10 protein-coding genes are annotated in these 10,076 nt (G+C 43.6%); all 10 read right to left on the bottom strand.

Features of this window, described 5'->3' with window-relative positions; translation table 11 throughout:
* A partial coding sequence (locus tag IQ229_RS02450) for a glycoside hydrolase family 10 protein (RefSeq protein WP_194040959.1) occupies positions 1 to 953 on the bottom strand: 953 nt, incomplete at its 3' end.
* Positions 954 to 1,162: 209 nt separating this feature from the next.
* Positions 1,163 to 1,327 carry a hypothetical protein gene (locus tag IQ229_RS02445; RefSeq protein ID WP_228013034.1) on the bottom strand — a complete coding sequence of 55 codons (165 nt, stop codon included), beginning with the start codon at positions 1,325 to 1,327 and terminating at the stop codon, positions 1,163 to 1,165.
* A 162-nt stretch (positions 1,328 to 1,489) separates the two neighbouring features.
* The gene (locus tag IQ229_RS02440) at positions 1,490 to 1,948 is read right to left on the bottom strand and encodes an MFS transporter (RefSeq protein ID WP_194040957.1); all 459 of its coding nucleotides are present in this window, start codon (positions 1,946 to 1,948) and stop codon (positions 1,490 to 1,492) included.
* Positions 1,891 to 2,202 (bottom strand): hypothetical protein, encoded by a 312-nt coding sequence (locus IQ229_RS02435; protein ID WP_194040955.1) that lies wholly within the window; start codon positions 2,200 to 2,202, stop codon positions 1,891 to 1,893. Before IQ229_RS02435 ends, IQ229_RS02440 begins: the two co-directional genes overlap by 58 nt.
* A 266-nt stretch (positions 2,203 to 2,468) precedes the next feature.
* The gene (locus tag IQ229_RS23665) at positions 2,469 to 2,600 is read right to left on the bottom strand and encodes a transposase family protein (protein ID WP_322743926.1); all 132 of its coding nucleotides are present in this window, start codon (positions 2,598 to 2,600) and stop codon (positions 2,469 to 2,471) included.
* Between the two features lie 317 nt (positions 2,601 to 2,917).
* Positions 2,918 to 3,688 (bottom strand): MBL fold metallo-hydrolase, encoded by a 771-nt coding sequence (locus tag IQ229_RS02425; protein WP_194040953.1) that lies wholly within the window; start codon positions 3,686 to 3,688, stop codon positions 2,918 to 2,920.
* A gap of 251 nt (positions 3,689 to 3,939) precedes the next feature.
* The gene (locus IQ229_RS02420; protein ID WP_194040951.1) at positions 3,940 to 5,283 is read right to left on the bottom strand and encodes a nitrogenase component 1; all 1,344 of its coding nucleotides are present in this window, start codon (positions 5,281 to 5,283) and stop codon (positions 3,940 to 3,942) included.
* 491 nt (positions 5,284 to 5,774) lie between these two features.
* Positions 5,775 to 7,301, bottom strand: a complete 1,527-nt coding sequence (locus tag IQ229_RS02415; RefSeq protein WP_194040949.1) for a nitrogenase component 1 — start codon at positions 7,299 to 7,301, stop codon at positions 5,775 to 5,777.
* Positions 7,302 to 7,494: 193 nt separating this feature from the next.
* The gene (vnfK, locus tag IQ229_RS02410; RefSeq protein ID WP_194040947.1) at positions 7,495 to 8,880 is read right to left on the bottom strand and encodes a V-containing nitrogenase subunit beta; all 1,386 of its coding nucleotides are present in this window, start codon (positions 8,878 to 8,880) and stop codon (positions 7,495 to 7,497) included.
* Positions 8,881 to 9,430: 550 nt separating this feature from the next.
* The coding region (vnfG, locus tag IQ229_RS23660; RefSeq protein ID WP_228013032.1) for a V-containing nitrogenase subunit delta at positions 9,431 to 10,076 on the bottom strand (646 nt) is incomplete at its 5' end.

Genomic DNA, 10,076 nt, shown 5'->3' with positions numbered 1-10,076 from the left:
CGATATATCTGCAAAACTAAGTCTTCAATAATTCCCATCCGTTCCCACTTCTGCCAGTCTGCTAAAAAGAAATCGTAGGAAAAACGTTGAGGATTAGGAGCAACGGAAACCAGGCAATTTTTTTTAGTGGCTTTAATGGCCGTAAATACCCGTTTCATAAACTCCGTGATTTTCTTAGCTCTCCAACGCACCCATTCTGGATCTTTAAAGTTTTTGGAGGGAGCTTTCCCACGATGTTCTTTTTTGTAAAGTGCCACTGTATAGGCATCGTATCCTAATTCTGATGGTAAGCCAAAATGGTCATCAAATTGAATACCATCAATATTGTAGTTTCTAACAATTTCAACGATTAAATCTTGGATAAACTGTTGTACTTCTGGGCGAAAGGGATTTAGCCAAACGCGATTATGTGTCCCTTCTTTGACAATCCGAGTCCCATTACTGCGACTGGTGAGCCATTGGGGACGATTTTTAGCTAATAGAGAATCCGCTGGCGCCATGAAGCCAAATTCAAACCAGGGAATCACTGTTAATCCTTTTTGATGTCCCACATCGACAATTTCTTTGAGGATATCTCGCCCTTTGAGTCCGGGTGTAGGATCGAGCGATCGCCCGATAACTTTTTGGGCAACTTTGCTAGGATACAATGTATACCCCCAATTCCAAACCGCCGGATATATCGTGTTAAAATTGAGTTCATCAAGGCGTTGCAAAGATCCTTTGAGGCGATCGCGCTCAAATAACACATCACTATCAATATTTGTTAACCACACTCCCCTTAACTCAGATTTTGGCGTTGACGGCAGATTAATTTGAGCGTTCAAGGGGAACGACAACATTATCGTAGCGATCGCACTCAAGGTAAGCATAACGATAAACAAAAGAGACTTTCTACTTTGGCGGATATTCCACCAAGAAGAAAACTCAACACACCACTCTACAAACCTTTTCATCATTATTTAAAATGTCTGTGTCAGTGAAGGAAACATTGGGATAACTAATATTAATGCTTAACCTTTGTTTCCTGCTCTAAAAAGAGGTTGCCAATGTCAAATAAAAGCTGCATAGTGCCTCGGTACTGGAGTTTAGACTAAACAACAAAAAACGACCCAGCAAAGCTGAGTTGAAAAGAAACAGGCTTCAGACATGAAAATCTACAACCCTAAGCAGATTTTGGTTGCTCTTTGCGGGGCTTATTTGTAGTTTTTTTGACTATCGGATAGCGAATTCTACGTTGTCGTGGTTTTCCTGGTTTCCAGCCTGGAGACTTTCCACGAGGTTTAGGCGAGCGGGCAGGAGTACCAATCACTGCAAAAATGCTCCCCATCGCTTGGGCAACCCTACTACCTTGCGGGGGGGCAAAAAGAAAGGGTTAAGACGCAAATAGAAGGCAGGCGAATAGCCCAATGGCACGCTTGTAAACCTTGTTCGAGCAGGGCTTCATGAGAATGACTACATGTGTTTTACTTTTCAGCACCTGTTGAGTGCATCAAGATGATCTTCGGTTGTGTCCTGTAGCTCGTATACAATCCAATAGTGGCATGAAGTACCAGCCGATCGCCGCTATGATCGCCAACAAACTCCCATTCAGGCTCAATACCCACTCGACGCTGGTTAATTCTGCGATTACACCCGCAATCGGTAACCCGAAAATTCCTGCGCTAAAAGCGATCGCGCTGTGTGATGTAAAAACCTGTCCAGCTATTCGACTGGGTGTCACTTCTTGCAAAATCGTCTGTTCTAGAGGATTTCCTGCGCCTAATAGCAAACCACCAAAACTAACCGCTAGAATCAGCCCAGTTGGAGTTTCGACGATGGCGCACAGCAGAATGGCGATCGCAGTGAGAAGTAAACCGCTGTAATAAATGGCTGAACGAGAAAATCGTTTTGTCACCTTGCGTAGGATAAAGCACCCAGAGTTGCTGCCATACCCAATCCAGCTAAACAAAGACCCAGTAGGGCAGGATTGGCAAATTTCTGGATGGCTAACACTGGAAGCAAGAGACCGAGAAATGGCAGCAGCACAAAATTGAGTACCATGCCGCTGAGGGTGAGCGATCTTAGTTGACGCTGCTGGAGAATGAACCGAATTCCGGCAATTGGATCGATCTTCTCATGCTTAAACTCTTGATGGCGTGAACGTGGAACTGCGATCGCAAATACTACAGCACAAACAAAGAAACTCGCTGCGTTAACGAACAATAGACATCTCCGAAAACTATCAAAGCTTTGCTGTGGCTAGTTTATAAGACGGAAATGCAAGCATCAAAAACTAGCCAGTCAATACGATAACATAAGGATTTGAGATACTTACTGATAATAACAAGGCAAAAATATGTAATTATATGCATTAATTTTAGCCTGAAGGCATAGGATACATTTCCATTGGTAATATTAGCGCTTCAATTCGTAATCTTACTAATCCACAAATTGTCAAGACAACTTGTTCATACTTTTTAGGATTCAACCTAAAAAGTATGAACAACTCGAAAAATTTTTACTGAGCGGATTCGATGTTCAACAAATACTCGTTTGGATGAAAACTCCTTATTTGATTTTTTTTGGTTAGTTGTTAACTCTCTATTTCTTGGTTTCTTAATTGGAGTATCAATTAAATCTTCTCCTAGATAACCTAAATCTCCCTTAAAGTTTTGTTAGGGTGAGCTTATTGCCCTCATCTCACTTATCTTGCTGCGATGTCAAGTACATTTTTTATCTGCTCTCTGATGCTTATCTTGTTCTTTTTGTCAAGTTCATACTATACCAAATTAGATGAGCTTACCCTGCTTGCCAGGCAATTATTTCAGCTTTTCTTAGTGCCATTCAGTTATGATGCAATTGTTCAACAACTGCGGCGATGTCTACGACGGGCTACGCCTACGCATGATTCATATTTTGATTCAGCAACGCCGACAGTTTAATCAAGGGAACCTACGTTACCGCAACGTTTGTTAGCAGGAACGGCTTCCATCATTTTTTTGGGTTTCGGTAGATCCAAGTTGGTCATAAGCTCAATGAAGCTAGCGCGATCGCGGAGCATCTGTGTTGGGCATAATCCTGCCGCAGGCTCACGAGATTCGCATTTTACAAATCGCGGATTCCATCGCCTTTCTTCCCCAATTGTAGATACTATATGACCTTGATAATCGTGACCAGGATATACAAAGGTTTGATCTGGTAATGTAAATAGCCGTTGTGTCACCGAGTCATATAAAATTCCTGCATCACCGCTTTGAAAATCTGTCCGCCCACAACCTCGAATGAATAAAGCATCTCCTGTGAGAACGTAAAGCTCCTTTGGAGCCGTTTCGCTAACGCCATTGACTAGGTAAGCCATATGGCTATCAGTGTGACCTGGTGTGGCGATCGCCTCAATGGTTATGCTTCCTATGTGTAACATTTCTCCATCTCGAATAAACTGATTAGCGCAGCTTGCCTGAGCATTTTCTGGCAGTACCCCCAGGCAAAGAGTCAATTCCCGCAGTTTTGAAGTTCCTGTGATGTGGTCTGCGTGGATATGGGTTTCCAGACAATACCGGAGTATGAAGCCCAGCTCCTGAAGAAGATGGTAGTCACGTTCAAATTGTTCCAAAACTGGATCGACCAGAACTGCTTCTTGTGTATTGAGGTCAGCAATTAAGTAAGTATAAGTACAAGATTCGCGGTCGAATAATTGGCGAAAAAACATCTATAGCTCTCCTAATACACGAATCAATACAATTGACTCCAAGTGAATTCTGTTGCGGTGGAGATATTAGTACAGTTAAATTCAAATGCTTTGCCACCTAGCAAGCGTCTCCTAAAGGGAGATGAATCGCTAACGCTTTGTAACGGCAGTTACTCATCGTTGTAGCGATCGCCGTTACTCCAGACGTGTAGCACAATACTTTTTGATAACTCTGCATCAAGATATCAAAACATTCTTAACACAATACCTTTCTATGTCCAATGAATCTCTTTGGAACGAAAAGCTCTATCCCAATCGTTAGCAATTACCTCCATCATATTGATCATGCCTTCATAGCCAAAATATGGCTTGTCAACATAAGTTTCTCTGTTAGTGGGGCTAAATACGTCAAAAGCAATTTTGATTCCTAGTTCCTCTGCCATGTATTTTTCCCATGCCGAGCCAATCACAGCATCAACATCCAACTCTTGTAAGGTCTGTTTAACTTGATATCCATCTGCCGAAAAAGCTACGCGGGGAGCAAGACCAAGACTATCTAGTTCTCGCTCCAGAATTAAACGAGAATCAGGCATCGCCGAGCGAAATAATAAGACTTCAGGAATCATCTCTAATTCTTCAAAGAGCATTCTGACCAGTCCAATACCAAGCGTCCCATCCGCAGATACGGCAATTCTACAATTACGATATCGGGGAATAATCATCAATGCTCGTTTGCGAAGTGTATCTACAACCATTTCTTCGCCTTGTTTAATTAGCGGTTCGACTTTTTCTTCGATCTTAAAATGTGCCGCTAATGCCTTCAACCATCGAGTAGTGTTATTTACACCCACTGGTAAAGGTATATCATCAAGAATGAGGGGGATATTGTGAGTCTCTTGCATTTTCCGAGCAAACTTATACCCAACATCATGACTGAGAACAATATTGGCTGTTGCCTCACCAGCTAACTCTAGTTCTTCAAATGAGGTATGATGAGAGAAGACAGTCTGCACTCTGATCCTCAAAGATTTTAAAATCTGCTTTACCCATTGCAAATCAGCCCACCAAGTAGGATTAAGATTTGCCTGTGGCGCAATGATATTTACAATCCTCGGCTTTCTGCCCTTTCTCTTGGTCTGCCTTTTTTTGATAAAAGGAAGTAAAGCCTCTAAACCCATCTCCAAGCCATCGTAAGCATTGCCCCGAAACCCACCAGCCATTAAAGGAACGAGTTTGGCTTTGATATCTGGCTGAAGTTGGTTGCACAATCCCGCAATATCTTCACCAATGATGTCTGCCGCGCAAGTCCCAACGACAAACATCACCTTAGAATCAAAAGATTGATCCGCCTCTTTAATCATCCCCTTAAGTTTCTCAGACGCTCCCATCACAATATCTGACTCAAAAAGGCGGGTACAACCTACTTTCCGCTTGGTGAAATCAACCTCATGAGCATCATACCCAGCTGCGACAGTGGACGCGCAACCCTGTGGAGATTGAATTACAATACTGACATCTTTAATCCCAGCAACCGTAGTTGCAATACCTTCAAGGGCACAACCAACAACTGGGTCTTTACTATGGTTACAATTATCAAAAGTTAATCCAGCAGACATTTTTTCCTCCTGTTTTTCTAAGGTTTGACTCTGGTAAACGCGTTTTACGCAACCTGTAGCGACTTCTGCCTTGACGTTTCCATGTTTTGTGCAGCCTGTAACGGCTTTTGTCTTCCTTGTAAGAGCTTCCGCTTTGACGTTTCCGTGTTTCGCGCAGGCTGTAAGAGCTTCCGTCTTCCCTGTAACAGCTTCTGCCTTAACGTTTCCGTGTTTCGCGCAAGCTGTAAGAGCTTCCGCTTTGACGTTTCCGTGTTTCGCGCAAGCTGTAAGAGCTTCCGCCTTGACATTTTTAGCTTAAGCTTTGCTCATATCGAATACCACCGAATCAGCCTACGTAGGTTGAAGAACAGAACCCAACATTTCCGAAGAGTTTGTTGGGTTTCACTTCGTTCTACCCAACCTACAATTTCTACAATTTCTGCGTGTTAGCGTTCGCGGAGCGTAGCCCGACAAATCTATACTTATTATTCAGCAAAGTCACATTTGATTTATTACTCGTTAAAACATTTTCCCCGCTTCTTTCCTGCTGCATATACGGTACAGTCAGGCATGTCTTGAGCTAATTTTCCGCTTAGTGATTGAGTAGATGCTAACCCGGAATTTTTAGGGAATACCATTTGCTTGGTTAAAGCACTCCGAGGTCTAAAGCCATATTGGAGTGCTGTTTTAATACACCTTGCGACCTTTAAGGCTCCGCGATAGCCAAATCTGGGACGATTTAAGATAGCATTTAAATCGACTACGGGAATATGGGGGAAACTCAAGGAAGAACCAAAATAAACTACCGATTCTGCATCAAGACCACCAATGAAATCCAGTAATTCATCTTCCGTTTGTTTCATGGACTCGTACTTGCCAAAGGCCAGTGTCCCTTTCGTAATCAGGATTTCTGGGTCTAACCCCGTTTCCAACAAATAATCTACACTGGTTTCTCGTGCTTCTGTACTCCAGGGATGGAAGTTATAGATTACTACACGCATCCCAAAATCACGATCCAACATGTGAGCAAGGGATAAGCACTTGATAGCATCATGTCCTTCGATAATCGCTAACTTCCCTTCTATATAACTCTTAGCTGCTTCAAATTCAGTCTTGATTGCAGCATATTCCTTTTCCATTAGGGCAGCCGCCTGTTCTTCCATCCCTAAATATTTTGCTGCCCCTTCGAGCCATTTTTCTGTAGCGCTGATTCCATAAGGAAGGATAGTAGAATTTAACGGCGTACCAAACTTGTCTGACATCGCTTTGCCGATGGTATAGCCAAGATCCAAACATAAAGTACAGTTGACTGCTGCACTCGGTGCTTGCTTGAGTTCTTCTAATGTACAATCACCTGCGATGACGCTGTGAACTCTTGCCCCCATTGCTTCTATCAATCGCACCAATTCTTTGACATCAGTTTCGACTTCTGTCCTTTCAGGGCCCATCTTTGCGCCCACAATATTGACAGCATCGGCTAGTTGTGCTTTCCGCTCTGGAGTTGGCGGCTCCATAAAGTCTACGATTTGCCGAAATACGATATCAAATCCACTGCGATACTCCCCGGCGAATCCTTCACAATGTATCGTCATGATCTCAGCATCGATTTCGCTGCGGGCTTTATTCACTACGTCATCAACACAGTCGCCAATAATACCAGACGCACAACTAGTGGCAACAACGATCGCATCAGGATGGTATTTTTCATCTACTTCTCGAATCGCGCCTTTTAATTCTTTTTCGCCACCAAAAATTACCGCCTTCTCACTCATGTTCGTAGTCACCACTGGCTCATAAGGGGAACCACTATTGCGGCTATTAGTCAGCTTGTATGCCCGCTTGACTCCATAAGCACAGCCACTCGGCCCGTGAGAAATGACGATCGCATTTTTAATCCCACTTAAAATCTTCGTTGCAGTCCAAAATTTACAGGGGCGGGTATGACTACCTTGTAAACTGGTCTTAATCTTACCCTCTTTTGCCAAGCGATACAGTTCGCTCAAGTTTCCGTAAAATACGACATTCTCATCTATCATCATAGTTCTCCAAATATTTCATCTTTTTTAAACGCAGAGGGGAGGCAGCGCGTTGCGGGGGTTCCCCCCGTTGTAGCGACTGCCGTCGCGCTGAAGTTGGCGCAAAGGAACGCAAAGTTTTGAATAGAGGCTCCAGCACTCAAACTCTGCGCTCCTCTGCGTTTTACTCTGCGTTCCTTTGCGTTGAAAATTCAATCTACCAGACGTTTAAGATCCACTCGCGATCGTGCTTGTTTTCCATATCTGCAAACATGGCGTTAGCAATGTTATCTGCTAGCCATTCTGCTCCTTTGTAGCCAATCACAGGATATTTCCACAGACCTGCACGGTCAAAGCTAGGAAATCCTACCCGAACCATCGGAATTTTGTTGTCGATAGAAATATACCGACCCTTGGAATGACCTAGAATCAAGTCGATTTCGAGGGATTTATCTGTAATGCGGCGCTCCAATTCCCAGAGGTCTGCATTCCAAATGACTTCGATATCACAAGCTGCTTGCTTCTCCAACTGGGCAATTCTTGGGTCTTTGGTGCAGGCTTTGTTGTCGTCTCCCAACAACATCAACACTGGCTCTAACTCAACTTCTAAGCAGAACTCTGCTAGACCAATTACTAAATCGGGATCTCCGTAAATAGCTACCTTCTTGTTGGCGAAGAACATGTGTGCGAGGTCTGCGATCGCATCAATAGCTTTACCCCGTTCTCTGACTAAAGATTCTGGTATTGGTTTACCAGTTAATTTACTGATGTTTTGCAGCCAAATGTCGGTATTTTTGATCCCAATTGGTGTTGGGCCAAGAATTGCCGGAACTTTGAACTTCTCTTCTAAGAATTCGGCTGCACTACCTCCTTCATATTTACATAAGGCAATAGTTCCCAACGCATTAGCAGAATCAGCAATTTCTTCAATGGTGGTATTCCCAAAAGCAAAACTTGTCTTATCGGGCATTGTGGGCGCATCGAAGGTTTCTGTATCCAGTAAAATGTTTCTTGGAACATCCATCTCTTTTAAGATGCGCTTAACTTCAGTGACATCTCCAGGGTTAAGCCACCCAGTGATGATGTTCAACTTGCCAGTTGGTTGGCCTTTTTTTGCTAGGCTAGAAATAATTGCGTGTACGCCGACATTATAGCCAGTGACTTGAGAGCCTTTGTAACTGGGAGTATGTACAGGAACAAGGATAACCTTGCGATCGGGATAGTCTTTCTTTAACTGGGCGTTGAGCTTGTTAATGGTTCCTTCGATATCGTCCCCAATTGTCTCGGTTGAACAAGTCGTAATAATTGGGATAATCCGTAAATCGGGATATCGTGCTACTAAGGTCTTTACGCCTTCCTCAATGCGTGGCTGTCCTCCAAGAACAGCGCTATTTTCATGGAGTGAAGAAGAAGCAATGTCGAAATTTTCCTTCAAATGCTGGGCAAACAGGAGGCGAACGAACATACTACACCCCTGTCCTCCATGCACCAGGGGAATACAATCTTTGATTCCGATGGAAGCATATTCAGCCCCAGCAGGCTGACAGGTAAATATAGGATTGATGATTCCCTTGCGTTCTTTCTGTTTTACGACTAAAGACATTCTCTTGACTCCTATGTGGTAAAAAATTGCGTGATTTTGTTTGGCGTTGCTGAACGAAGATATGAAGTGTCATGTTGAGCTTAAGAAAGTGGAGCGAAGTCTGCGATGAGCTAACGCTGCATCCAACCAAAAAGCAAGCTACTGATAGCATCGATTACAGAAGAAAAGTAGAATTGAATTTCTTGAAAATCTTGAAAGCTAGATGAGATGCTTCTGTAGTCAGACGGTATGCGGACACTACACTTCTTGGGAATGCTTTTGGTGTAGCCCGTCGCAGCGTTAGCGTTAGCTTGCCGCAGGCATCGCTCTCTACTCTGTAAGTCTCTACTCTGTAAGAAAATTTCTGCACAAACACTAACAGGATGACTTGACTCTAATTCATACTCCAATTCAACAACGCCGTTCGTTTAGTGTTAGCGTAGCGGTAGCGACGTAGGAGCGTCGGCAGTCTGGTCTTCTCCTTTAACTCATGAATGGGAGAAGGGGACGCTAAGAGCGATCGCAAATCATAGAGCGTCACCCAGAGGTTTGAATTACCGATCTAATTGCTTTAATAAAGCGAATAATGTAATTCACCATTCTTCGACTTGGTTATTACAATATCGATCAGCATTGCCTTAACATATTCCAGTACTGCCTTCTTTTGCGAGTTTTCCATGCTATTTAACCATGAAAACCTAATTTCCAGGTCAGCCGAAAGGATCTTCGCATCTGCATAAAAACCCCTGTCGATCAAGGTTTCTAGAACCACCTTTTCTCCAGTCAAGATTTGGGCGGCCATATTGAGAACACCATTGATGTTTTCTTCCCGATCCCATGCACGAGAGTGAAACTGCCACAAACAGCGTTCTTGAATTAATTTTGTGACTTCCGCAGCTCGATCTTGAATGTATGACGCGATTTCCTTAGCTTGCAGTTGAACCTGTGGTGCAGCTTCCTTAGCTTGGGGTTGAACTTGTGGCGCAGTTTCCTTAGCTTGGGGTTGAACTTGTGGCGCAGTTTCCTTAGCTTGGGGTTGAACTTGTGGCGCAGCTTCCTTAGCTGGCTTTTGAACCTGTGGTGCAGCTTCCTTAGCTTGGGGTTGAACTTGTGGCGCAGTTTCCTTAGCTGGCTTTTGAACCTGTGAAGTGGCTTCCTTAACTTGCTGTTGAACTAAAGAAACGACTTGCTCAGATAGCTCTTTGGTTGCTTTACCA

The organism is Nostoc cf. edaphicum LEGE 07299 (assembly GCF_015207245.1).
GTDB classification, from domain to species: Bacteria; Cyanobacteriota; Cyanobacteriia; order Cyanobacteriales; family Nostocaceae; genus Nostoc; species Nostoc edaphicum_B.
Note: the sequence above shows the minus strand (reverse complement) of the source record. Positions and strands in the feature narration are given on the sequence as shown.

Coding starts and splice junctions, on each gene's coding strand:
- IQ229_RS02420 (WP_194040951.1), bottom strand. CDS start 5,283: ATGTCTGCTGGATTAACTTTTGATAATTGTAACCATAGTAAAGACCCA.
- vnfK (WP_194040947.1), bottom strand. CDS start 8,880: ATGTCTTTAGTCGTAAAACAGAAAGAACGCAAGGGAATCATCAATCCT.
- IQ229_RS02415 (WP_194040949.1), bottom strand. CDS start 7,301: ATGATGATAGATGAGAATGTCGTATTTTACGGAAACTTGAGCGAACTG.
- IQ229_RS02425 (WP_194040953.1), bottom strand. CDS start 3,688: ATGTTTTTTCGCCAATTATTCGACCGCGAATCTTGTACTTATACTTAC.
- IQ229_RS02445 (WP_228013034.1), bottom strand. CDS start 1,327: ATGGGGAGCATTTTTGCAGTGATTGGTACTCCTGCCCGCTCGCCTAAA.